Here is a 23,062-nt window from a genome sequence, read left to right on the forward strand (position 1 = left end):
TCTGCCGGATTTAGTGCGGTCCGACAATCCGGTTTCTTTGCGCAAGAGCATGCGCAGGCCTATCCTCGCGTCATTGCGAGCGCAGCGAAGCAATCCAGAATCCGTCCTGCGGAAATAGTCTGGATTGCTTCGCTGCGCTCGCAATGACGAAGCAAGAAGAAAAAGAGGGTTCAAACGATGTTTGAAGCAGATCTGCTCAGGGACAAGCGCATCCTCGTCACCGGCGGCGGCTCCGGCCTCGGCGCCGCGATGGGGCACCGCTTTCTCGCGCTCGGCGCCGAGCTCGTGATCTGTGGTCGCAAGCTCGACCGGCTGGAAGCAACGGCGAGCGAGATGCGCGCGCAGACCGGCGGCAAGGTCATCACGATCGCCTGCGACATCCGTGACGGTGGCGCCGTCGACGATATGATGGACGCGATCTGGCGCGAGGCGCCGCTCGACATTCTCGTCAACAACGCTGCCGCAACCTTCATCGCGCAGAGCGAGCATCTGTCGTTTCGCGCCGCGGACGCGATCCTCGCACCGACGCTGCATGGCGCGATGTATTGCACGCTCGCCGCCGGCAAGCGCTGGATCGACGGCAAGCATGGCGGTGTCGTGCTCTCGATCCTCTCGACCTCCACCATCACCGGCCGCGCCTTCACGGTTCCCTCGGCGATGGCGAAGTCGGCGGTGCTGGCGATGACCAGGAGTCTCGCGGTCGAGTGGGGCCCGAAGGGCATCCGCACCGTCGCGATCGCCCCGGGCCCGTTCCCGACCGCGGGCGCCTCGGGGCAGCTCCGTCCTGAGGGCCGCGACGAAGGCTGGACCGCCCGGAACCCGATGGGGCGTACCGGCGAGCACAGTGAACTCGCCGACCTCGCCAGCTTCCTGGTCTCGGACCGTGCCGGTTACATCAATGGCGAGATGGTCGTGATCGACGGTGGCGCCCATTTGCGCAGCTCCGGCGCCGAGGATTTGTTGCGCTGGACCGACGCCCAATGGGCCGAGCAGCGGGCTGCGCGATCCAAAGGCTAAGCCGCTAACTGCCTTCCCAAGTTGGACTTTCCCGGTTATCCCTGCCGGGGGACAAAGCGCGGCCGGGCCATCTTCCAGTCACAATATTGAGGGAACCACTCCAGCATGTGGCGGGTGCTGATTTTAGCCTTGATGACGGGCGTTATGGCCGTGGGAATCACCGATTCCGCGCGGGCGCAGACGGCGCAACCGGCGCCCAAAGCCGCGCCAAAGGCGGCTGCACCGGCGGCCAATACAGCCCCAAAGACCGCAGCAAAGCCCGAGAGCAAGCCGGTGGCTCCAGCCACGGCGGTTGCGGGCGGTGCGGAGCCGACCCTGATCGGCCAGTTCGGCACCTGGGGCGCCTATTCGGCCACGCCCAACGGCAAGAAGGTCTGCTTCGCGCTGGCCAAGCCGTCGTCGTCGAAGACCAACCCGCCGAACCGCCCGCGCGATCCCGCCTATGCCTTCGTTTCGACCCGGCCGGCGGAAAAGGTGAACAACGAAGTCTCTGTCATGATCGGCTATGCGCTGAAGCCGGGCTCGGAATCCTCGGTCGAGGTCGGCGGCGCCGCTTTCGCGATGTACACGCAGGGCGACGGCCTCTGGATCAAGAACGCGGCCGAGGAAGAGCGGATGGTCGAGGCCATGCGCAAATCCGCCGATCTCGTGGTCAAGGGTGTCTCGGCCAAGGGAACGGAGACGACCGATACGTTTTCGCTGAAGGGCCTCGCCCAGGCGCTCGACCGGATCGCCCAGGATTGCAGGCGGTAGGACTGCGGACTGCCGGCGTTAAGCCTGAGGGCGGCATCACGGTCGCAATCGGCGGTTCCGGTTGCTATATAAGGGTATCCCAAAGGTGTAGCCGTCACGGCCGGGCTAAAGCGCGAAGCGCGTCTTCGCACCAGATGTCCCGGCCATCCACGCGCTAGCAACGGGCGGAATAGAACGTGGATGCCCGGGACAAGCCCGGCCATGACGAGAGATATCAGGCAACCAATGCAACCGACGACCGAGCCGCACAACGCAATCCTGGTGGAGAAGACTCCGCTCGAAACCTATGTGCCGCCGGCCAGGCCCTCGCTGATCGGCCTGTCGCGCAGCGAGCTTGCCGACCGCCTCGGCGAGATCGGCGTCGCGCCCGCGCAGCGCAAGATGCGCGTCCAGCAGCTGTGGCACTGGCTCTATTTCCGCGGCGCCCAAAGCTTCGACGATATGACGTCGATCTCGAAGGGCATTCGCGCCGAGCTCGCGCAGCATTTTACGGTCGACCGTCCCGAAGTCGTGGCCGAGCAGATCTCCAACGACGGCACCCGCAAATGGCTGCTGCGGCTGCCGAGCGGCGACAACGTCGAGCGCGCGCATGAAGTCGAGTGCGTCTACATCCCCGAGACCGATCGCGGCACGCTTTGTGTTTCCTCCCAGGTCGGCTGCACGCTGAACTGCTCCTTCTGTCACACCGGCACGCAGCGGCTGGTGCGCAACCTCACCGCCGGCGAGATCGTCGGACAGGTGATGGTCGCGCGCGACCGCCTCAATGACTGGGCAGATCGCGAGGACGGCACGCGCCGCGTCACCAACATCGTGATGATGGGCATGGGCGAGCCGCTCTACAATTTCGACGCGGTGCGCGACGCGCTGCTCATCGTCGGAGACAATGAAGGCATCGGCATCTCCCGTCGCCGCATCACGCTGTCGACCTCGGGCGTGGTGCCGAACATCGTGCGCGCGGGCGACGAGATCGGCGTGATGCTCGCGATCTCGCTGCATGCGGTGCGCGACGAGCTGCGCAACGAGCTGGTGCCGCTCAACCGCAAATATCCGATCAAGGAGCTGTTGCAGGCCTGCCGCGACTATCCCGGCGCCTCCAACGCACGCCGCATCACCTTCGAATATGTGATGCTCAAGGGCGTCAACGATTCGCTCGACGATGCGAAACTGCTGGTGAAGCTGCTCAAGGGCATTCACGCCAAGATCAACCTGATCCCGTTCAATCCCTGGCCCGGCACGGCCTATGAATGTTCGGACTGGGATCAGATCGAGAAATTCTCCGAATACATCTTCAACGCCGGCTATTCCTCGCCGGTGCGCACCCCGCGCGGCCGCGACATCCTCGCCGCCTGCGGCCAGCTCAAGTCGGAGACCGAGAAGCTCTCGGCCCGCGAACGTCAGATGCTGCGCGCCATGGCGATGACGGATTGATAGTTCATGCCTTCGCTCTCGCATCCTCGTCATTGCGAGCGCAGCGAAGCAATCCAGATTCCCTCCGCGGAGACAGTCTGGATTGCTTCGTCGTGGAGCCTGTCATCCGGCCCGCCGAAGGCGGGACCGGGTGGCTCCTCGCAATGACGGCGAGGTGAGCTTTCCCGTCATGTCCCTGATCGGCCGCCTCATCGTCATCTTCATCGGCTTCCTCGCCGCCTGCTTCGTCGGCGGCATGATCGTCGTCGTCGCGCTGCTGTTTCCGGAGTTTGCCGATCTCGGCGCCGGTCCGGTCGACCAGGGCGCGATCGACATTCTGCTCGGCTTCGGCTTCATCTTCGTCTCGGGCTTTGCGCTGGTTCCGGCGGCGGTGATCGTCGCGATCACCGAAGCGCTCTATATCCGCAGCGCGCTCGCTTATGCCGTGGGTGGCGGCGTAGTTGGCCTAGCCTGCTATCTCGGCCTCATCCCCTTCCACTCCGATACGCTCCAGTTCGAAGGCATCGTGCGGCGGCATCTGGAGATCATGACGGGCGCGGGCATCGTCTCCGGCGTGGTCTACTGGCTGATTGCCGGCCGTAACGCCGGCGCCTGGCGCAATCCGCCGCCCCCGCACAAGCCGCCTCCGCCGCTGCCGTCGAATTCGCGGCCGGATGCGCGATGAGTCGCGCCGCTTCCGGGGTTTTCATCTCCTCCCCACTCCGCTAAACCGCGCGCCATGAACCGGACTGGACTCTTCATCGCCCTGGCGCTGTGGCTCGTGATCGGCGTCGTTTTCGGCCTCTATCCCGAGCTCGATCTCAAGCTCGCCGCACTGTTCTTCGACCCCGAGACGAAGACGTTTCCGCTCAAGCTGAATGAGTGGGCGGGCGTCGCGCGCGACGCCGCCATGTGGGTCGCCTGGGCATTCGTGCTGCCGCCGCTGGTCGCGCTTGTGGTCAAGATGATCCGACCCGACCGGCCGCTGATGGTATCGGGGCGCGCGATCGTGTTTCTGCTGGTCACCATCATCATGTCGGCCGGCATCCTCACCAATCTCACCTTCAAGACCTATTGGGGCCGGCCGCGTCCAGTGGTGGTGACTGAGTTTGCGGGCGACCAGCAATTCGTGCCGTGGTGGGATCCGCGCGGCGATTGCGCGCGCAACTGCTCGTTCTTCTCGGGCGAGGGTGCGACCGCGTTCTGGACGCTGGCGCCGGCTGCGCTGGCGCCGCCGGCATGGCGGCCGCTCGCCTATGCCGGTGCGGTTGTGTTCGGCATGGTCACCAGCGGGCTGCGGATGGCCTTCGGCGGCCACTTCTTCACGGACGTCTCGATCGCCGGCCTCGTCACCTTCGTCGTGATCTGGTTCGCCTACGCGCTGATTTACCGCTGGCCGCGGACCCGGTTCTCGGACGAGGCGGTCGATGCCGCCCTGACCCGGCTGAACATGCCCGCCTACCGGCTCCGCCAGCGCTTGTTCGGCCGCAAGACAGGCCCCGAGCCGTCGATTTGAGCCATTAAAAGCGTGCCGAGGCGTGCGAAATTTGATATTCGCGCGGTCAACCCACAAACGCCATCAGCCCCTTGAGACCCGATTGGAAGCCCCATGACCACGATCCTGAAAAGCCTGCCCAAGGGTGAGAAAGTCGGCATCGCGTTTTCGGGCGGTCTCGATACCAGCGCGGCGCTGCTCTGGATGAAGCAGAAGGGCGCGCGCTGCTACGCCTACACGGCCAATCTCGGCCAGCCCGATGAAGCCGACTACAACGAGATCCCGCGCAAGGCGGAAGCGTTCGGCGCCGAGAAGGCCGTGCTCGTCGACTGCCGCACGCAGCTCGTCCACGAGGGCATCGCCGCGATCCAGTCGGGCGCCTTCCACATCTCGACCGGCGGCATCACCTATTTCAACACCACGCCGCTCGGGCGCGCCGTCACCGGCACGATGCTGGTCGCGGCGATGAAGGAGGACGGCGTCAACATCTGGGGCGACGGCTCGACCTTCAAGGGCAACGACATCGAGCGCTTCTACCGCTATGGCCTGCTGACCAATCCATCCTTGCGGATCTACAAGCCCTGGCTCGATCAGCAGTTCATCGACGAGCTCGGCGGCCGCGCCGAAATGTCGGCGTTCATGACCGCGCAGGGCTTTGCCTACAAGATGAGCGCGGAGAAGGCGTACTCGACCGACAGCAACCTGCTCGGCGCCACGCACGAAGCGAAGGATCTCGAAAGCCTCGACAGCGGCATCAAGATCGTCAACCCCATCATGGGCGTGCCGTTCTGGCGTGACGACTGCAACGTCAAGGCCGAGAAGGTCGTCGTGCGTTTCGAGGAAGGCCAGCCCACGGCGCTGAACGGCCAGACCTTCAGCGATCCCGTCGCCCTGTTCCTCGAGGCCAATGCGATCGGCGGCCGTCACGGCCTCGGCATGAGCGACCAGATCGAGAACCGCATCATCGAGGCGAAGAGCCGCGGCATCTACGAGGCGCCCGGCATGGCGCTGCTGCACATCGCTTATGAGCGCCTCGTCACCGGCATCCACAACGAGGACACCATCGAGCAGTACCGCATCAGCGGCATGCGCCTCGGCCGCTTGCTCTATCAGGGCCGCTGGTTCGATTCGCAGGCGCTGATGCTGCGCGAGACCGCGCAGCGCTGGGTCGCGCGCGCCGTGACCGGCGAGGTGACGCTGGAGCTGCGCCGCGGTAACGACTATTCGATCCTCAACACCGAGAGCCCGAACCTCACCTATGCGCCGGAGCGGCTCAGCATGGAGAAGGTGGAAGACGCAGCATTCACGCCGGCCGACCGCATCGGCCAGCTCACCATGCGCAATCTCGACATCGCGGACACCCGTACCAAGCTGAAGCTCTACACGGATACCGGCCTGCTGTCGGGCAGCGAAGGCTCGCAGATCTTCCGGCTGGAGAACGACAAGAGCTGAGGCCTTTTTGGGCTGAGGCCTTTTGTCGCCCGACCGGGCGACGCGCGACTTAATGACGGTGTCATTCTCGATCGCTAGCTTTCCGTTCCTGTTGGGAACGGATTGCGGAGCATCGCGCATGGTCAAGGGATCGGCACTCGCCTCACTCATCGTCCTCTGTTGGACAACGTCGCTGTCGGCGCAGACGATCTATCCGATCGATCGTGCCGAGATCCTGGCCGGCGCCCGGTTCGACTTCAAGGTCGAGTTTCCCGGGCCGGTCGATCCGGCCAGGCTGAAGGTGACCGTGAACGGCGCGGACTATGCTGTCGCGTTCGGACGTAGCGGGACCTTCATCGATCGCGAGGACGGCAAGGACCAGTCGGCGCTGATTTTGCGCGATGTCACGCTGACCAAGCCCGGCATCGTCACGGTGGATGTGAGCGACGGCACGCAGCAGCGCAGCGTCGCATGGACGGTTTACGACACGGGTCCGCGCAAGGCGAAGAACGTCATCCTGTTCATCGGCGACGGCATGTCGCCGGCGCATCGGGTCGCGGCGCGAATCCTGTCGAAGGGGATTGCGGAAGGCAAGAGCCGCGGCAAGCTCGCGATCGACGACATGCCCCACATGGCGCTGGTGGCAACCGCCGGTTCGGACTCGATCATCACGGACTCCGCCAACTCGGCCAGCGCCTATGCGACCGGTCACAAGAGCGCCGTCAACGCCCTGGGCGTCTATGCGGACCGCACCGCTAGCCCGTTCGACGATCCCCGCGTCGAAACCATCACGAGTCTTGCCAGGCGGCGGCACGGCATGGCGATCGGTGTCGTCACCAACACCGAGATCGAAGACGCAACACCGGCCGCGATGGTTGCGCACACCCGCCGGCGCGCCGCCTATGACGAGATCGTCGAGCAGTTCTTCGCGGCGAAGCCGGACGTGCTGATGGGCGGTGGCAGCGCGAATTTTCTGCCGAAGTCCGCGGCCGGCTCCAAACGCAAGGACGAGGCCGACTACATCGCGAAGTTCCGCGACGCAGGCTATCAGGTCGCGACGACTGCGAGCGAGCTCGGCGCTTCTGCCGCAAAGCCGGAGACAAGCAAGCTGCTCGGCCTGTTCGCGACCGGCAACATGGACGGCGTGCTCGACCGAAAATTCCTCAAAGGCGGCGGCGTGAAGAAATTTCCCGAGCAGCCTGATTTGACGGAACAGGTGCAGGCGGCGCTGAACATCCTCTCGAAGAACGAGACCGGCTTCTTCCTGATGGTCGAATCCGGACTGATCGACAAATATGCGCACCTGCTCGACATGGAGCGGGCGGTCTACGACACGATCATGCTCGACAACGCGGTGCGCCAGACGCGCGAATGGGCACGGGCGCGCGGCGACGACACCCTCATCCTGGTCCTGGCGGACCACAATCATCCCAACAGCCTTGTCGGCACGGTGAATGACGATATGGGCACGACGCCCAACGTTCCCTTGCGCGAGCGCGTCGGCGTCTACGAACAGGCCGGATTTCCCAATTATCCGGCGCCGGATGCGGAGGGCTATCCGTCACGCGTTGATGTGAGCCGCCGGCTCGCCATCTTCTCGGCCAGCCTGCCCGATCACTACGAGACGTTACGGCCGAAACTCGACAATCCCAACGAGCCGACCGTCAAGGCCGGTGACGACGGGACCTTCAAGGCCAACGACAAATACAAGGACGTCCCCGGCGCGGTGCTGCGCCCGGGCAATCTGTCGGCGATGATCGGCGCCAGCGTGCATTCGGGCGAAGACGTCATCCTGACGGCGATCGGGCCGGGCAGCGAGCGCGTGCACGGCTCGATGGACAACACCGAGGTGTTTCGCGTGATGGTCGATGCGCTTGGACTCGCCGCAGCGCAGTAGGAGCGTCGCGTACCGCGCGACATTATGCGGCACCATCTCGCATGAGACCGGAAGGAGGTTGAAACGACCGAATGAGTGGGGCCTCGCAGCGACGGAGCGACCAATGGCGAAGTACAGAGACAATCTGCCTCAGCGCCGCGGCGGCATCTTCCTGACCGACGGCGGCATGGAGACCACCCTGATCTTTCACAAAGGTCTGGAGCTTCCTCACTTCGCTGCCTTCGTGTTGCTCGAGAGCGAGGCCGGCCGCTCGCATCTGAGGCAGTATTACGAGGCCTATCTTGCGATCGCGCGTCAGCATGGGCTCGGCTTCGTGCTCGACAGTCCGACCTGGCGCGCCAATCCTGATTGGGGTGTCAAGCTCGGCTACGATATGGACGCGCTCAGGGCCATCAACATGCGGGCAATTCGTTTTCTTGAGGAATTGCGCGGCACATGGGAGGCCTCCGGCCTGCCCTGTGTGATCAACGGTGCGATCGGTCCGCGGGGCGACGGCTACAAGGCCGGCAACATGGATGCGACGGAGGCGATGGACTATCATTCGTCCCAGATCGCCTCCTTCGCCGAGGCCGGCGCCGACATGGTCACCGCGTTCACGCTGAACAGCATCAATGAAGCCATCGGCGTGGTGCGTGCTGCAAAGATGCACGCGATCCCGGTTGCCATCTCCTTCACGGTCGAAACTGACGGCTGCCTGGTCCGGGGAGAGACCCTGCGGGAGGCGATCGAAATCGTCGATCGTGCAACGGAAAGCGCCTGCGAATATTTCCTGATCAACTGCGCTCATCCGACCCATTTCGAGAGTGCCCTCGAAGCTGGCGAGCCATGGGTCGAACGCATTCATGGCGTCAGGGCCAATGCGTCGGCCAAGAGTCATGCCGAGCTCAATGAGTCCGAGGCGCTCGACAGCGGCGATCCCGCCGATCTCGGCCGCCGTTATGTGGCGCTCAGGCGGGCATTCCCGCGCATGCAACTGCTCGGCGGCTGCTGCGGCACCGATCACAGGCATGCCGCAGCCATCTGCGCTGCCTGCGTGCCGCTTCAGGCAGCGGGCGCCTGATCCAAACAAAAATGGCCGGGATTGCTCCCGGCCATTTTGCATTTGTGCTTCGCCTCAGCGCGGCGGCGCAGTGCCGGGCGGGGGCGGCGGCAGCGAGGCCTGGCCACCGTTGAGCAGCGGCGTGATGTTGCGGACGGTGACGCGCCGGTTGATCAGGCTCGGTCCTTGCGTCTGCTCCTTCAGATACTGCTCGCCATAGCCCTGCGAGGTCAGATTCTCCGCAGGCACCCCGAACTGCTGGGTCAGCAATTCGGCCGCGGACTGCGCACGGCGATCCGACAATGACAGATTGTCGACCTCGTTGCCGACCGCGTCGGTGTGTCCCTCGATCAGGAACACCGCACGCGGGTTGCGCTGGATCGCACGGTTGAGACCGTCGGCGATCCCCTGCAGCCGGGCCGCCTGGTCCGGCGGGATGGTCCACGAGCCCGTCTCGAAGGTGATCGTGTTGACGTCGATGCTCGGCATCTGCATGCGAACATTGGGGCTGTAGCGGATCTCGTCGAGCGTGTAACGCCGATCGATCCGTTGTACCGGCGGTGCCTCCATGGTCTGGTAGATCACGTCCGGCGATGCTTCCTCGGCGTCGACGATGTAGCGATCGTAGGGAATGTTCACGACCGGCGGCGGCGCATCGACATAGAAGCCGCCGACCGACCGCGGATCGCGGTAGCTGTTGTCGATGATGATGATCTCGCGCCCGCCGGGGTCCCTGCGGATTCGCCGCAGCAACGAACCGTCCGGGCCGACCACGGTGATGACCTCGCTGCCATCAGGACGGATCACGACCGTGCGGGTCTCGTCGCCGACGGTGTCGGTGCGGATGTCGCGGGCGCCATAGCGGAAGCGATAGAGGTCGTTGCCGCGGACGTAGGCCTGCCCGCCCGGATCGCGGATGATGATGCGATCCGGTTCGGTGTAGACGGTGCGGCCGCCTTCGATGGCCTCGCGTCGCTGGTTGTGCAGGTCGGCAATGGTGGCTCCGATCACGGCACCGGCCACCACGCCCGCACCGATCGCGAGCGGTGTCAGGTCACGCTGCGGCGGGCGCGGCGGAGGTGGCAGCGGTGCGACGACTGTCGGCCTTGCCTGGAAGGCAGGCGTAACCGTCGGCGGAGCGAATTGCGCCCGGTTGGGCGGCGGCGTTGCGGCCGCCGAGCCCGGGACTGTGCTCGGCGCAGCGGCACCGGCGGGCGCCGCGGGCCGCGGCGGGAGGCCGCCGGCCTGGGGCGGCGCAGCCGGAGTTCCGGCTGCGGGCGCGCCAGCAGGAGGCGTTCCGCCCTGTTGACCAGGGGTCGGCGTCGCTGCGGGAGCTGTGCCGGGGGCGGGCGTCGGTCCTGCACCGGGACGGCCGGGCAGCGGCGTCGGAGCGCCACCGGGGGCCGGCGTGGCCGTTGGAGCGGGCGCGGCACCGGGAGCCGGTGTCGGTGATCCTGCAGCCGGAGGCGTGCCGGGACGTCCGCCGGGCGGCGGGGTGCCCGGGCGTCCAGTCGGCGTTGCGCCGGGCGTGGCGCCCGGTGCCGGCGTTGCCGTCGGCGCAGGTGTTGCCGTCGGAGTAGGCGTGGCGGTCGGTGCAGCCGCGCCAGGGCGGGCCGCAGGCGCGGCCGGTGAAGGCGACGGCGCAGCCGCAGGTGCCGGCGCCGGACGTGCGGGTGCTGCTGCGGGCGGCGTTGCTGCTGCCGGCGGAGTCGGAGCGGGACGCGCGGCAGGCGGAGCTGCGGCGGGAGGCGGTGTCGGCGTGTGCGGCTGCGCGGCCGGGGGCGGCGGAGTTGGCGCAGGCGCATGCTGCTGGGGTGCCGCAGCTGGAGGCGGCGACGGCTGCTTGGGAGCTGCCGGCGGTGGGGGTGGCGGCGGAGGCGGAGGTGCCGGACGTGCCGCAGGCGGAGGAGGCGGTGGTGGAGTCGGGCGCGACGGCGCGGCAGCCGGCGGCGGCGGAGCGGGAGGATGCGGAGGTGCAGCCGCAGGCGGCGGCGCCGTGGGGCGCGCAGGAGCTGCGGGCGGTGCCGCGGCAGGAGGAGGTGGTGCGGCAGGACGTGCGCCAGGCGGCGGTCCCTTCGGTGCTTCCTTCGGAGGCTGCTTCGATTTGTCGGTCTCTGGTGGTGGTGTCTGCGCCTGCGCGACCACGAGCGGTGGCGCGCTTTGCGCATGCGATGCGGAGCTTGCGAATTGCATCGCGGTCAGAGCCGTCGTTGCAAGCAGCACGAAACGAAGGTTGGTCATGATGGTGAACTTCCCCGGAAGGTTCTTTGACGAAGTGTCGGGATGAACGGCTACGCGTTAGGCCGGAATGTGGCGGGCGAAGAGGTCGCGGCCCGATTTATTTCTGCACGCAAATCACCTCACTATGGTGACGTTCATTGCGCATTCAGACGCAGGTTGCAATTGCCTCACATGTGATGCTTCGCCTCACATGTGATCGCGCAGCGAACTTGCATCCGTCGCGGGATTCGGCGTGAGCGGTCCGTTCGGTCCGCGCGATGGAATCTCTTCCGGCACGTGGCCCGGCAGTTCGTCGGGCCGCGGTGATTCGCCGGGCTCGCGCACCGGCGGCGCAATTTCAGGCTGCGGATTGCCCGGCGGAATTCCAGGCGGCGGCTCGGTGGGGGTGCCCGGTGTTGCCGGCGGAATCTCGGGCGGTTCGATCGGCATCGGCATCATCGAGATCAGTTGTCTGGAGAATGACAACGATGATGCCGCGCCGATGTTCCTTGTCGTGTCGTGCCTGAACGCGCGCTATTCCGGCGCGTGGCAAACGGCCTCGATGTTGTGTCCGTCAGGGTCGAGCACGAACGCGCCGTAATAGTTCGCATGATAATGCGGACGGATACCGGGCGCGCCATTGTCGCGACCGCCGGCGGCAATCGCTGCCTTGTAGAAGGCATCGACCGTGGCGCGGTCCTTGGCGAGAATCGCGATATGCACCGGCTTGTTCATCGCGCCTTCGGCACCGAACCAGAGGTCCGGCTTGCCGTTGGCGCCGAACCCTGCGGCCGGAGCGTGGCCGGTCTGCTCCGCCGTCACTTCCATGATCAGGCTGTAATCGAGCGGTGCCAGCGCCTTGGCGTAGAACGCTTTCGCGCGCTCATAGTCGGAGACCGAAAAACCCAAATGGTCGATCATCGCAAATCTCCCTTGCTCACGGTTAGCGCGACAGGAACGTATTGCTCCGTGTCTTGCGCGCGATCGCAAAGCCGCGCGCGACCATGTCAGCGATACAATCCTGCTGCCATTCGTTTTGTGACAGATGCTCGATCACCACCGCGCGCGGCCACAGCGATTGCGGCGCGTCGCGGAAGAAGCCGATCAGCACGCGGTCCTCAAACCCCTCGACGTCGATCTTGAGCGAATCGACTTGGCCGACGCCGGCCTCGTCCAGAATGCGTGTCAGCCGCAGCGACGGCACCTTGATGGCCTCCGCGCTGGCCGTGCCGGTGACGACGTGCGTAGCGCCGAGATTGCCGCCGCCGCTCTCGATCATGAGCTCACCGTCGCTGTCACCGGCGGCAGCCTGCACCAGGCGCACCTGCGTCGTCTTCGACGCGGCGTGATTGAACGAAAGCCGTCCAAACGTCATCGGATGCGGTTCGATCGCGACCACCTTGCCATTGGTGCCGACCTGCTGCGCCATCACCAGGGCAAAGGTGCCGACATTGGCGCCGACGTCGACGAACACGCCGCCTGCCGGGGTGTGCCGGCGCAGGAAGTCGAGCTCGTCGAGATTGTAATCGGGATTGAACAGCGCACCGCGCTCGGTCGCGCTGCCCTGGTGATAGAAGCGGAACGAGGCGCCCTGGTACTGCACATCGATCGGCCCGCCGCGTATCAGGTTGACCAGCCGCGACATCCACGGGCGGAACGCACCGCGCTTCAGCCCCGACTGTTGCGCAAGGCGGATGATCGCAGCCTGCGCCGCGTTCGGCGCAAACGCGCCAAACGGCGCGGACGAAGGGGCGTTGTCGGGCGTCAAGCAGGTGGTCCTCGTTGCAGGCGGCGCATGCATAGCCGGTTTTGATGAGGACTCCAACGCTCCATCACCGGTGTCGTCCCGGGGCGCGAAGCGAGCCCGGGACCCATAACCCCAGGGAGAAGTTATGACATGGACTGGTAACTACGAGTCCTCGCCAAACTCAATCTTGTGGCTATGGGTCCCGGGCTCGCGCTTCGCGCGCCCCGGGACGACAGCGTGTCACGCCGCCTTTTTTGGCGCGGCCTTGCGCTGCCTCAGGAATCGCCCGAGCAGCTTGCGCTTGCCCTTGCGCGGGATCAGGTCGATATCGCTGACGAGCTTGGCGCCGCCCTTCCGGCGTTCCAGCACGATCTTGCGGCTGTGGAAGGCTTCCAGCTCGACGCGATGGGCGACACTGACGATGGTCGCCTTCGGCAACTCGTCGGTGACCATCTGCATCATCTTGTCCTGGCTTTTCTCGTCGAGCGCGGAGGTGGCTTCATCGAGCACGACGATGTCGGGGTTGTGCAGCAGCAGCCGCGCGAAGGCGAGGCGCTGCTTCTCGCCGCCAGACAGCGTCTGGTCCCACGGCCCCTCTTCCTCGATCTTCTCCTTGAGGTGGTCGAGGCCGACCTTGTGCAGGGCTTCACCGATCTCCTCGACGGTCCAGTCGTCCTCGGCACCGGGATAGGCGACCGCGCGGCGCAAGCTGCCGGACGGCACGTAAGGCCGCTGCGGCAGCATGAACAGGCGCCGGTCGGGATGGAAATTGACGCTGCCGCCGCCCCATGGCCAGAGCCCCGCGATGGCGCGCACCAGCGTGCTCTTGCCGGTGCCGGATTCCCCGGCGACGAGCAGCCGCTCGCCCGGCTCGATCACCACCTCGGTCTCGCCGACCACGGCCGTGCCGTCGTCGAGCGTGACGGAGAGATCCTTCATCTCCAGCATGGCCTCGTTGCCGGTCTCGCCGCGCTTGATGCGGCCGAGGCCGTCGCCCTGCTCGGCGCGCTCGAGGCCGTCGAGCGACATCATCAGCGAGGCGATGCGGCGCGCGCAAGCGTTCCAGTCGGCGAGCCGCGGATAATTATCGACGAGCCAGCCGAACGCGCTCTGCACGATGGTGAAGGCGGAGGCCGCCTGCATCACCTGTCCGAGCGTCATGCTGCCGTCGAGGAATTTTGGCGCGCAGAGCAGGAGAGGGACCACGGGCGCAACAAGGCTCGAGCCCTGCGAGACCAGCGTTGTGCGCATGTGCTGGCCGGCCAAACGCGCCCACTGCCGCAGCACGTTGGTGAAATTGCGGTCGATGCCGCCGCGCTCCTCCTCCTCGCCGCCGAGCAGCGCGATGCTCTCGCCGTTCTCGCGCACGCGCGTCAGCGTGTAGCGGAAGTCGGCCTCGGCCTGGTTCTTGTCCTCGGAGACCTGCACGAAGCGCCGGCCGATCACCAGGATCGAACCGGAGGCGATCGCGGCGTAAAGGATCGCGGCGATGACGAGGAAGCCGGGGATGGTCATGGTCGATCCCGCAAGCGTAACCGTGAGCGCGCCGCCGATGGTCCAGAGCACGATGATGAACGTGACCGCCGACAACAGCGCCGATGTCACGCCGGCGAGGAAATCGACCGGGGAATCGGTCGCGATGCGCAGATCCTCGGCGATGCGGTATTCCGGGTTCTTGTGATCGCCGCCGACCAGATTGAGCTGATAATAGCGCCCATTGGCCAGCCAGCGCGTCAGCACGCTTGCCGTGAGCCAGGCGCGCCAGCGGCGCTGAATTCCCATTCGCGCGAACACCTGCGCGACGCCGAGCACGATGCTGCCGATCGCGAGCGGGAAGAACACCGCCGTGAGATGGAAGACGGTGGTCGCCTCGCGCTTCTCGATGGCGTCGAAGATCGCGCGATTCCAGACATTGATGCCGTACTGGAAGCCGACGGTGAGGACGATCAGCACGACGAGGCCGATCGAGTAGAGCCACGCCAGCCGGTCGCCGTTGTGGCCCCAGAAGCCGCGTGCGCTGATCCAGAAGCGCGTCAGCAGATAGTCCTTGCGAGCCTGCTCGGCCTCCTCGGGCGAGAGTGCAGGATCGGGCTCAATAACCTCCGGGGGCGGCGGCGTGACCTCGTCGCCGTTCTCGCCCTTGATCTCGACAATGGGGGGCTTCCTGCCCTGTTCGCGCTTTGCGGCCGGCTTGTGCATGAGCGGATAACGCGAACCAAATCAATCGGTTCCCATTGGTTCCGTGCCGCCCTCACTCGGCGGCGCCGTCGCGGACCGGCCGGAGCCTCGCGGCCCGATGGAGAACCCGCGACAATTCCTCGATCGAATAGGGCTTTTGCACGAGATCGAAGCCGGCGGCGCCATCTTGTGACAGGGCCTGACTGTAGCCGGTGGTCAGCACGATCGGCACGCGGATGCCGCGCTCGCGGATCGCCTGCGCCAGATCGAGCCCGGTCATCCCGGGCATCACCACGTCGGAGAACACGACGTCGAAGCGATCTGTGTCCACGGTGAGCTCGGCAAGCGCGTCGGTGGCGTTGTCCACCAAAGTGATGCTGTAACCGAGCTCGGTGAGGCCGTCGGCCGCGAAATTGGCGAGCTCGATATTGTCCTCGACCAACAGCACCGACATGCCGCTGCCGGCCACTGCCGGTGCGGTGTTGGGCGCCAGCCGCTGCGGCAGCAGGTCTGCCGGCACGCGCGGCAGATAGAGTGAGAAGGTGCTGCCCTGGCCGACCTCGCTCTCGACGGTCACCTCGCCGCCGGATTGCCGGGCGAAGCCGAACACCTGCGACAGGCCGAGACCGGTGCCCTGGCCGACCTGCTTGGTGGTGAAGAACGGCTCGAAGATGCGGCCCAATCGTGCGGCGGGAATGCCGATGCCGGTGTCGCTGACGGCGACACTGACGAAACCATCGCCGCCTGCAAGATCATGGCTGCCCGAAACGTGCACCAATGTATCGGGTATGGTCGCCGCCGCCTGCACGGCGAAGGTGATCCTGCCTTTGCCCTGCATGGCGTCGCGCGCATTGGTCGCCATGTTGATCAGCGCCGTCTCGAACTGGCCGGCATCGGCCTTGACGAGGCAGGGCTCGGTCGGCAGCCGGATTCCGATCTCGATCGCCGGCCCGAGCAGCGTGGCGAGCATGTCGTGCAGCGACTGCATCCGCTCCCCGACGTCGAACACTTCCGGTTTCAGGGTCTGGCGCCGCGCGAACGCCAGCAGCTGCGAGGTCAGCTTGGCGGCGCGCGCGACCGCGTCCGCGATGGCATTGATGTAGCGCTGCCGCCGCTCCTCGCTCAGCTGCGGCCGGTTCAACAGGTCGACCGAGGCGCGGATCACGGTGAGGAGATTGTTGAAGTCGTGCGCGACACCACCGGTGAGCTGGCCGAGCGCTTCCAGCCGCTGGCTGTGCTTGAGCGCCTCCTCGGCCTCGCGTCGCGCCGTGGCCTCGGCGTGGAGATGCTGGGTGCGCCGGAACGCGAGCGCAAGCAGCAGAAACAGCAGGGCCGTCGCGGGAATGCCGAACACCAGATGCTGGCCCATGGTGGCGAGCCAGCGCGCGCGGATCGCCGAGGTCTCGAGCCCGGCGCTGACATAGATCGGATATTCGGCGACGCGCCTGTAGCCGACGCGCCGCTCGATTCCGTCCGAGGGCCAGGCGATGGTGATGAGTCCGTGCTCGGGGTGAGCGGCGATCTGCTGCCCGACCGGCCCGGTCGGATCGAGCCGGAAGTCGCGGTCGAGCCGGGGAAAATGGGTCAGCACCACGCCGTCCGTGCGTCCCATGGCGAAGAAGCTGCCGGGATCGGAGCCGATCCTGGCATAAAAGCTCTCGAAATATTCCGGCAGGACGGAGGCCTGGATGACGCCGATGAAGCTGCCATCGTCGGCTTCGCGGCGCCGGCTCATGCCGAAGAAGCGTGCTCCCTGATAGGGCGGACGCGGCGTCAGGGCCGCGCCGACGAACGTGCCAATGTTCTGGTCGACATGGGCGTAGAAGTAATCGCGGTCCGCAAAACTCAGATCCTGCGGTGGCGAGGCGAGACTGTTGACCAGCGATTTCCCGTTCGCGTCGAAGATCCAGGCCGATTTGAGCTGCGGCAGCGCATCGGTCAGCCGTTTCAGGCGGCGGTGCAGCGCCGGTTCGCGCGAGCGGATGACCTCGTCGGGGAGGCCGCGCACGACCTCGTTGAGCTCGGCCAAGCTGCGGTCGATGGTCTCGAACACCTTGAGCGCGTGCTCATGGGCGACATCGAGCGTGCGCTCGATCTCGCGGTCGGCGATGTCCTTTGTCGATGTGTAGGAGATCGTGGAGGTGAAGACGAACAGTGCAATCGGCAGCGCCAGGGATGCCGCCATCATCCACTGCAACAGTCTCAGCGAGTTGCGTTGCGCACCCTGCACAGTCGCTCCGGTCCCTGACCGGAGAGCTTACTTGAAATTCCCGCTGGGAAGGAAGTGGCTTGTCGATGGAACCGGAGGTTGTAGTCCGGACGTTCGCGCGTGGTGCGGGCTATGGCAAATTCTACTCAAACTGAGGTTGATCGTAGAATGCCCCGGCCGTCGCGGCCGGGGGGCCGTAGCATGAACGAGGCCTAGATCTGGCGCTCGACCATCTTGAGCTTGAGCTCGGCGATGGCTTCGGCCGGGTTGAGACCCTTCGGGCAGGCCTTGGCGCAGTTCATGATGGTATGGCAGCGGTAGAGGCGGAACGGGTCCTCGAGATTGTCGAGGCGCTCGCCGGTCGCCTCGTCGCGGGAGTCGGACACCCAGCGATTGGCCTGGAGCAGGGCGGCCGGGCCGAGATAGCGATCGCTGTTCCACCAATAGCTCGGGCACGAGGTCGAGCAGCAGGCGCAGAGGATGCACTCGTAGAGGCCGTCGAGCTTCTCGCGATCCTCGTGGCTCTGGCGCCATTCCTTCTGCGGCGTCGGCGAGGTCGTCTTCAGCCACGGCTCGACGGAGGCGTACTGCGCGTAGAAATTGGTCAGATCGGGAACGAGGTCCTTCACCACCGGCTGGTGCGGCAGCGGGTTGATCTTGACCGCGCCATCCTTGACGTCGTGCATCGAGCGGGTGCAGGCCAGCGTGTTCTGGCCGTCGATGTTCATCGCGCAGGAGCCGCAGACGCCTTCACGGCAGGAGCGGCGGAAGGTCAGCGACGGGTCGATGTTGTTCTTGATCCAGATCAGGCCGTCCAACACCATCGGACCGCAATCATGGGTGTCGACGTAATAGGTGTCGACGCTCGGATTCTTGCCGTCGTCCGGATTCCAGCGATAGACGCGGAATTCGCGAACGTCTGTCGCGCCCGCCGGCTTCGGCCAGGTCTTGCCGCCTGATATCTTGGAGTTCTTCGGAAGTGCGAATTCAACCATTTCGATTAAGGCCTTCGCTGTTCGCTCAGTACACGCGCGCCTTGGGCGGGATGTACTGCACGTCGTTGGTCATGGTGTAGTCGTGAACGGGGCGGTACTCGATCTTGACCTTGCCCTTGTCGTCGAGCCAGGCCAGCGTGTGCTTCATCCAGTTCTTGTCGTCGCGCGCGGAGAAATCCTCGCGGGCGTGGGCGCCGCGGCTCTCTGTGCGGTTGGCGGCGGAGTCCATCGTCACCACCGCCTGCGAGATCAGATTGTCGAACTCGAGCGTCTCGATCAGGTCGGAATTCCACACCAGCGAGCGGTCGGACACGGCGATGTCGGTGATGCCGCTGTGGACCTTCTCGATCAGGTTCTGGCCTTCGCTCAGGATGTCGCCGGTGCGGAACACCGCGCAATTGTTCTGCATCACGTGCTGCATGCCTTCGCGCAGCTTCGCGGTCGGCGTGCCGCCGGAGGCGTAGCGGTAATGGTCGAGGCGGCCGAGCGCGAGTTCGGACGAGTTCGCCGGCAGCTCCGGCTGCTTGGCGTTGGGCGTGAGCTTTTCGGCAAGACGCAAAGCGGCGGCGCGGCCGAACACCACGAGGTCGATCAGCGAGTTGGAGCCGAGGCGATTGGCGCCGTGCACGGAGACGCAAGCCGCTTCGCCGATCGCCATCAGGCCGGGGATGACGGCGTTGTCGTCGCCGTCCCTCTTGGTCAGCACTTCGCCATGATAGTTCGTGGGGATGCCGCCCATGTTGTAGTGCACGGTCGGCACGATCGGGATCGGCTCGCGCGTCACGTCGACATTGGCGAAGATTTTTGCGGATTCGGAGATGCCCGGCAGGCGCTCGGCCAGCACCGCGGGATCGAGATGGTCGAGATGCAGGAAGATGTGGTCCTTCTTCTTGCCGACGCCGCGGCCTTCGCGGATCTCGATGGTCATCGCGCGCGAGACGACGTCGCGCGAGGCGAGGTCCTTCGCGGACGGCGCATAGCGCTCCATGAAGCGCTCGCCCTCGGAATTGACGAGATAGCCGCCTTCGCCGCGCGCGCCTTCGGTGACGAGACAGCCCGAGCCGTAAATGCCGGTCGGGTGGAACTGCACGAACTCCATGTCCTGCATCGGCAGGCCGGCGCGCAGCACCATGCCGCCGCCGTCGCCCGTGCAGGTGTGCGCCGAGGTGCAGGAGGCGTAGGCGCGGCCGTAGCCGCCGGTCGCCAGGATCACGGTCTGGGCGCGGAAGCGGTGCAGCGTGCCGTCATCCAACTTGAGCGCGATGACGCCGCGGCAGGTGCCCTGGTCGTCCATGATCAGGTCGATGGCGAAGAACTCGATGAAGAACTCGGCCGCGTGGCGCAGCGACTGGCCATACATCGTGTGCAGCATGGCGTGGCCGGTGCGGTCGGCGGCGGCGCAGGTGCGCTGCGCCTGGCCCTTGCCGTAGTCCATGGTCATGCCGCCGAACGGGCGCTGGTAGATCTTGCCGTCCTCGGTGCGCGAGAACGGCACGCCCCAATGCTCGAGTTCGTAGACGGCCTCGGGCGCGTTGCGCACCATGTATTCGATCGCGTCCTGGTCACCGAGCCAGTCCGACCCCTTCACGGTGTCGTACATGTGCCAGCGCCAGTCGTCCTTGTGCATGTTGCCGAGCGAAGCCGAGATGCCGCCCTGGGCTGCGACCGTATGCGAGCGGGTCGGAAACACTTTGGTGATGCATGCGGTGCGCAGACCGGCTTCGCTGCAGCCGACCACGGCGCGCAGGCCCGCGCCGCCGGCGCCAACCACGACGACGTCATAGGTGTGGTCTTCGATCGGATAGGCTTTGCCGTTGGTGGCGGGAGCGCCGTTGCCCTTGCCATTCGTCGCTGTGGCCATGGGTTACACTCCGGATGAAAGCTTGAGGATCGCGTAGGTCGAGGCGAGCGCCACGGCGATCGAGAAGAAATTGTTGAGCATGATCGAGATGAGCTTCAGCTTCTCGTTGTGGACGTAGTCCTCGATCACGACCTGCATGCCGATCTTCATGTGCCAGGCGCTGGCGGCGATGAAGAGCAGCAGGATCACCGCGATCGGCAGCGAGCCGAGGATCTGCGCGGCGCCGGCCTGATTGCGGCCGAGCAGCATCATGATGATCACGAGCACCGGGATCATCAGCAGCGTCATGGCGACGGCGGTGATGCGCTGGCGCCAGAAATCGGACGTACCCGAATGCGCCGCGCCGAGATTGCGGACGCGGCCGAGCGGGGTGCGCATGCTGCGCTTGGGCGTATCGGTCGCGCTCATCGTCCGCCTCCGATCGCATAGGCGATGATCCAGATCAGGACCGTGAGCACGATGCCGCCGATCAGCGCGCCCCAGGTCAGGGCTTCGCGCTCATTGGCCTTGAAGCCGTAGCCGAGGTCCCACACGAAGTGCCGGATACCGCTCAGCATATGGTGCATCAGCGCCCAAGTGTAGCCGAACACGATCAGCCGGCCGATGATGCTGCCGGTGAAGGCCTGGACGTGGGAATAGGCGGCGGGGCCGGAAGCCGCCGCGATCAGCCACCAGGCCAGCAGCAGGGTTCCGACGTAGAGCGCGATACCGGTGGCGCGATGGACGATGGACAGCGCCATCGTCAGCGTCCAGCGGTAGACTTGCATGTGGGGGGAAAGCGGTCGTTCGATCCGTGCGGTCATGGGCTTTTGATGTTTATTGCGGCCCAGCAGGGGGCACGCGGGGATCGCGAAAGGTCGGCTCTATTTACGGAGTCGATTTCGCCTGCGCAATCACCAAATCGCCATAAATCGAACCGAGGTTCAGCTCTAGAGCGTTGATGATGCAAGGCCAATCAGTGGCTTGGTATACCAGCACTTCTGTCCGCCAACGAAAAACAGAGTATAGATTCATTTGTTCTGAAGGGACCGATGCGCGTTGAAATTGCTATTGGAACGCCTCTAAACGGACCATGCCGTCCAAACCTGCCTGGGGCCGGTCTTTTGAGCCGATAACGCCATTTGGGCGGCACCAATCCGCTCCCGCCCCGGCCCGGTTTGCCCCCTGTCCGGATATGCGCACCTTGCATTCCACCCCAGCCGCAAGACGTGGCGTGTCGACCGCGAGAATCAGATCGCCTAAAGCTCCGCACGCAGCTTTCCGAACGCGTGTTTCGGAGAAGTTGCGACCAGTCGCCGGGGCAGGTCAGGGGTGATTGCAGGTCTTGATATCAAGGAGATCGTCGAGCTCGCGCTGTTGCTGATCGCAACCGGCGCGCTCTCGGGATTCCTGGCCGGCGTGTTCGGCATTGGCGGCGGCGCGATTCTCGTGCCGGTGTTTTACGAATGCTTCCGCATCGCCGGCGTGCCGCTCGAAGTGCGCATGCCGCTCTGCATCGGCACCTCGCTCGCGGTGATCATTCCGACCTCGATCCGTTCGTTCCAGGCGCACTACAAGCGCGGCGCCGTCGACATGTCGATCCTGCGCGTGTGGTGGCTGCCGATCGTGATTGGCGTCGTCGCCGGCAGCGTCATCGCGCGTTACGCGCCGGAGAAGCTGTTCAAGATCGTGTTCGTCTGCGTCGCCTATTCCGCGTCGGCGCGTCTCATCTTCGCGCGCGAGGGTTGGAAGTTCGGCGACGATCTGCCCAAAGGCCCGCTGATGCGCGTCTACGGCTTCTGCGTCGGTATCCTCTCGACGCTGATGGGCATCGGCGGCGGCTTGTTCTCGAACCTGCTGATGACGTTCTACGGCCGGCCCATCCACCAGGCAGTGGCGACCTCGTCGGCACTCGCGGTCCTGATCTCGATCCCCGGCGCGCTCGGCTACATCTATGCCGGCTGGCCGGCGGCTGCGACCTATCCGGCCGTCGCAGCGCTGCAAATCCCGTTCGCGCTGGGTTACGTCTCGCTGATCGGCGCCGTGCTGGTGATGCCGATGAGCCTTGTGACAGCGCCACTCGGTGTGAGGGCCGCGCATGCGATGTCGAAGCGAACGCTGGAGGTGGCGTTCGGGTGTTATCTCTTTATCGTCGGCAGCCGGTTCGTGATGAGCTTGGTGGGCGGGCAGTAGGCCTGACTTCGTAGGGTGGGTTAGTGCAGCGTAACCCACCACTTCTCGCATCGCGGAGACTAAAGTGGTGGGTTACGCCTTCGGCTAACCCACCCTACGGATTGCGTGCTAGTTGACGGATCGGTCCTTCAATCTCACTTCGCTGCGGCCCCACATTTGAAGATTGCCTTGCGCTTCCAGAAGATCGGCCTCGACCAACGCCTGAATGCGGGCCGCAAAGACCTCAAAGTCGACAGGAGCCGCTAGCGCTTCTTCCTTTTCGACCTTCTCAACCGCGCAGTACAGAACCATCGCGACCTTCTGCCATCGTGGCTTCATGACAGAGAAAATGACGCGATCCAAATCAGTCTCCAGCACAGACGATGGAAGAAAAACATTCTCCCATCGGAGCGTGCTGTCGATTGTGGGAGGCGGGCCTGGTGGCTCAAGGTCCGGATATCTTTTGTAGATCAGTCGCAGAAGCTTGAACTGCAAATGGAAAACCGCCGTTATAAGCGGTTCTGCCAACAGCTTTCTGCCGTCGTCGCCAACATCGACGATCGCGGCCTCAACTCGCCGGAATGCTGCTGCGGCATCAAGCAGGTGCTTGTGTATCTTTTTAGCTTGCTCTCGGTTCATGTCCCCCACCCCCGGAGCGATTG

At 65.3% G+C, this 23,062-nt stretch carries 20 protein-coding genes; 9 read left to right on the forward strand and 11 right to left on the reverse strand.

All coding sequences use genetic code 11. The features are described 5' to 3' along the window. The first annotated feature begins 177 nt into the window (after positions 1-177). The 8 genes from AB7G19_RS01680 (at position 178) to AB7G19_RS01715 (ending at position 9,060) form a co-directional block, all read left to right on the forward strand. Positions 178-1,017, forward strand: coding sequence for an SDR family oxidoreductase (locus AB7G19_RS01680; RefSeq protein WP_085402970.1), 840 nt, complete (start codon positions 178-180; stop codon positions 1,015-1,017). 105 nt (positions 1,018-1,122) lie between these two features. Further along, on the forward strand, positions 1,123-1,770 hold the full coding sequence (locus AB7G19_RS01685) for an invasion associated locus B family protein (protein WP_085402968.1): 648 nt from the start codon (positions 1,123-1,125) through the stop codon (positions 1,768-1,770). Between the two features lie 225 nt (positions 1,771-1,995). Next, the gene (gene rlmN / locus AB7G19_RS01690; protein ID WP_085402966.1) at positions 1,996-3,198 is read left to right on the forward strand and encodes a 23S rRNA (adenine(2503)-C(2))-methyltransferase RlmN; all 1,203 of its coding nucleotides are present in this window, start codon (positions 1,996-1,998) and stop codon (positions 3,196-3,198) included. Between the two features lie 169 nt (positions 3,199-3,367). After that, positions 3,368-3,862 carry a hypothetical protein gene (locus AB7G19_RS01695; RefSeq protein ID WP_063980357.1) on the forward strand — a complete coding sequence of 165 codons (495 nt, stop codon included), beginning with the start codon at positions 3,368-3,370 and terminating at the stop codon, positions 3,860-3,862. 54 nt (positions 3,863-3,916) lie between these two features. After that, positions 3,917-4,693 carry a phosphatase PAP2 family protein gene (locus AB7G19_RS01700; protein ID WP_085402964.1) on the forward strand — a complete coding sequence of 259 codons (777 nt, stop codon included), beginning with the start codon at positions 3,917-3,919 and terminating at the stop codon, positions 4,691-4,693. Positions 4,694-4,786: 93 nt separating this feature from the next. Next, positions 4,787-6,124: an argininosuccinate synthase gene (gene argG, locus AB7G19_RS01705; protein ID WP_085402962.1), complete on the forward strand. Its 1,338-nt coding sequence runs from the start codon at positions 4,787-4,789 to the stop codon at positions 6,122-6,124. Positions 6,125-6,242: 118 nt separating this feature from the next. Next, on the forward strand, positions 6,243-8,000 hold the full coding sequence (locus tag AB7G19_RS01710) for an alkaline phosphatase (RefSeq protein WP_354077100.1): 1,758 nt from the start codon (positions 6,243-6,245) through the stop codon (positions 7,998-8,000). A 103-nt stretch (positions 8,001-8,103) separates the two neighbouring features. Then, positions 8,104-9,060 (forward strand): homocysteine S-methyltransferase family protein, encoded by a 957-nt coding sequence (locus tag AB7G19_RS01715; RefSeq protein WP_085402958.1) that lies wholly within the window; start codon positions 8,104-8,106, stop codon positions 9,058-9,060. Between the two features lie 54 nt (positions 9,061-9,114). Here the strand turns inward: AB7G19_RS01715 and AB7G19_RS01720 are convergent, their stop codons facing one another. The 10 genes from AB7G19_RS01720 to sdhC all read right to left on the reverse strand — a co-directional run bounded on the left by AB7G19_RS01720 (position 9,115) and on the right by sdhC (position 21,052). Further along, positions 9,115-11,280 (reverse strand): OmpA family protein, encoded by a 2,166-nt coding sequence (locus AB7G19_RS01720; RefSeq protein ID WP_085402957.1) that lies wholly within the window; start codon positions 11,278-11,280, stop codon positions 9,115-9,117. A 186-nt stretch (positions 11,281-11,466) separates the two neighbouring features. Continuing rightward, positions 11,467-11,709, reverse strand: a complete 243-nt coding sequence (locus tag AB7G19_RS01725; RefSeq protein WP_085403099.1) for a hypothetical protein — start codon at positions 11,707-11,709, stop codon at positions 11,467-11,469. A gap of 84 nt (positions 11,710-11,793) precedes the next feature. Continuing rightward, a complete protein-coding gene (locus tag AB7G19_RS01730) occupies positions 11,794-12,180 on the reverse strand; it encodes a VOC family protein (protein WP_085402956.1) in 387 nt (128 codons plus the stop codon). 22 nt (positions 12,181-12,202) lie between these two features. Then, complete coding sequence (locus AB7G19_RS01735; protein ID WP_063985985.1) at positions 12,203-13,027, reverse strand: FkbM family methyltransferase; 825 nt, start codon at positions 13,025-13,027, stop codon at positions 12,203-12,205. 219 nt (positions 13,028-13,246) lie between these two features. Next, positions 13,247-15,205, reverse strand: coding sequence for an ABC transporter ATP-binding protein/permease (locus AB7G19_RS01740; RefSeq protein ID WP_354077096.1), 1,959 nt, complete (start codon positions 15,203-15,205; stop codon positions 13,247-13,249). A gap of 52 nt (positions 15,206-15,257) precedes the next feature. After that, the gene (locus AB7G19_RS01745) at positions 15,258-17,414 is read right to left on the reverse strand and encodes a hybrid sensor histidine kinase/response regulator (protein ID WP_085402953.1); all 2,157 of its coding nucleotides are present in this window, start codon (positions 17,412-17,414) and stop codon (positions 15,258-15,260) included. Between the two features lie 191 nt (positions 17,415-17,605). Further along, complete coding sequence (locus AB7G19_RS01750) at positions 17,606-18,388, reverse strand: succinate dehydrogenase iron-sulfur subunit (protein ID WP_085402952.1); 783 nt, start codon at positions 18,386-18,388, stop codon at positions 17,606-17,608. Positions 18,389-18,413: 25 nt separating this feature from the next. Then, complete coding sequence (sdhA, locus tag AB7G19_RS01755) at positions 18,414-20,249, reverse strand: succinate dehydrogenase flavoprotein subunit (RefSeq protein WP_085402950.1); 1,836 nt, start codon at positions 20,247-20,249, stop codon at positions 18,414-18,416. A 3-nt stretch (positions 20,250-20,252) separates the two neighbouring features. Continuing rightward, positions 20,253-20,657, reverse strand: a complete 405-nt coding sequence (gene sdhD / locus AB7G19_RS01760; RefSeq protein WP_028151915.1) for a succinate dehydrogenase, hydrophobic membrane anchor protein — start codon at positions 20,655-20,657, stop codon at positions 20,253-20,255. Further along, the gene (gene sdhC, locus AB7G19_RS01765; RefSeq protein ID WP_085402948.1) at positions 20,654-21,052 is read right to left on the reverse strand and encodes a succinate dehydrogenase, cytochrome b556 subunit; all 399 of its coding nucleotides are present in this window, start codon (positions 21,050-21,052) and stop codon (positions 20,654-20,656) included. Before sdhC ends, sdhD begins: the two co-directional genes overlap by 4 nt. 508 nt (positions 21,053-21,560) lie before the next feature. On the opposite strand from sdhC, the gene AB7G19_RS01770 reads away from it, so the two are divergent. Beyond that, positions 21,561-22,421, forward strand: a complete 861-nt coding sequence (locus AB7G19_RS01770) for a sulfite exporter TauE/SafE family protein (protein ID WP_014490679.1) — start codon at positions 21,561-21,563, stop codon at positions 22,419-22,421. A gap of 108 nt (positions 22,422-22,529) precedes the next feature. Here AB7G19_RS01770 and AB7G19_RS01775 read toward each other — a convergent pair whose 3' ends face one another. After that, the gene (locus tag AB7G19_RS01775; protein ID WP_354077090.1) at positions 22,530-23,039 is read right to left on the reverse strand and encodes a hypothetical protein; all 510 of its coding nucleotides are present in this window, start codon (positions 23,037-23,039) and stop codon (positions 22,530-22,532) included. Positions 23,040-23,062 lie beyond the last annotated feature (23 nt).

The organism is Bradyrhizobium sp. 215_C5_N1_1 (assembly GCF_052075935.1).
GTDB lineage: Bacteria > Pseudomonadota > Alphaproteobacteria > Rhizobiales > Xanthobacteraceae > Bradyrhizobium > Bradyrhizobium barranii.

Excerpts from the sequence above, each read along its gene's own strand:
- AB7G19_RS01715 (WP_085402958.1), top strand. The coding sequence starts at position 8,104 with ATGGCGAAGTACAGAGACAATCTGCCTCAGCGCCGCGGCGGCATCTTC.
- AB7G19_RS01680 (WP_085402970.1), top strand. The coding sequence starts at position 178 with ATGTTTGAAGCAGATCTGCTCAGGGACAAGCGCATCCTCGTCACCGGC.
- sdhD (WP_028151915.1), bottom strand. The coding sequence starts at position 20,657 with ATGAGCGCGACCGATACGCCCAAGCGCAGCATGCGCACCCCGCTCGGC.
- AB7G19_RS01750 (WP_085402952.1), bottom strand. The coding sequence starts at position 18,388 with ATGGTTGAATTCGCACTTCCGAAGAACTCCAAGATATCAGGCGGCAAG.
- AB7G19_RS01725 (WP_085403099.1), bottom strand. The coding sequence starts at position 11,709 with ATGCCGATCGAACCGCCCGAGATTCCGCCGGCAACACCGGGCACCCCC.
- AB7G19_RS01700 (WP_085402964.1), top strand. The coding sequence starts at position 3,917 with ATGAACCGGACTGGACTCTTCATCGCCCTGGCGCTGTGGCTCGTGATC.
- AB7G19_RS01685 (WP_085402968.1), top strand. The coding sequence starts at position 1,123 with ATGTGGCGGGTGCTGATTTTAGCCTTGATGACGGGCGTTATGGCCGTG.
- AB7G19_RS01775 (WP_354077090.1), bottom strand. The coding sequence starts at position 23,039 with ATGAACCGAGAGCAAGCTAAAAAGATACACAAGCACCTGCTTGATGCC.
- AB7G19_RS01720 (WP_085402957.1), bottom strand. The coding sequence starts at position 11,280 with ATGACCAACCTTCGTTTCGTGCTGCTTGCAACGACGGCTCTGACCGCG.
- sdhC (WP_085402948.1), bottom strand. The coding sequence starts at position 21,052 with ATGACCGCACGGATCGAACGACCGCTTTCCCCCCACATGCAAGTCTAC.
- AB7G19_RS01730 (WP_085402956.1), bottom strand. The coding sequence starts at position 12,180 with ATGATCGACCATTTGGGTTTTTCGGTCTCCGACTATGAGCGCGCGAAA.
- argG (WP_085402962.1), top strand. The coding sequence starts at position 4,787 with ATGACCACGATCCTGAAAAGCCTGCCCAAGGGTGAGAAAGTCGGCATC.
- AB7G19_RS01740 (WP_354077096.1), bottom strand. The coding sequence starts at position 15,205 with ATGCACAAGCCGGCCGCAAAGCGCGAACAGGGCAGGAAGCCCCCCATT.
- AB7G19_RS01710 (WP_354077100.1), top strand. The coding sequence starts at position 6,243 with ATGGTCAAGGGATCGGCACTCGCCTCACTCATCGTCCTCTGTTGGACA.
- sdhA (WP_085402950.1), bottom strand. The coding sequence starts at position 20,249 with ATGGCCACAGCGACGAATGGCAAGGGCAACGGCGCTCCCGCCACCAAC.
- AB7G19_RS01695 (WP_063980357.1), top strand. The coding sequence starts at position 3,368 with ATGTCCCTGATCGGCCGCCTCATCGTCATCTTCATCGGCTTCCTCGCC.
- rlmN (WP_085402966.1), top strand. The coding sequence starts at position 1,996 with ATGCAACCGACGACCGAGCCGCACAACGCAATCCTGGTGGAGAAGACT.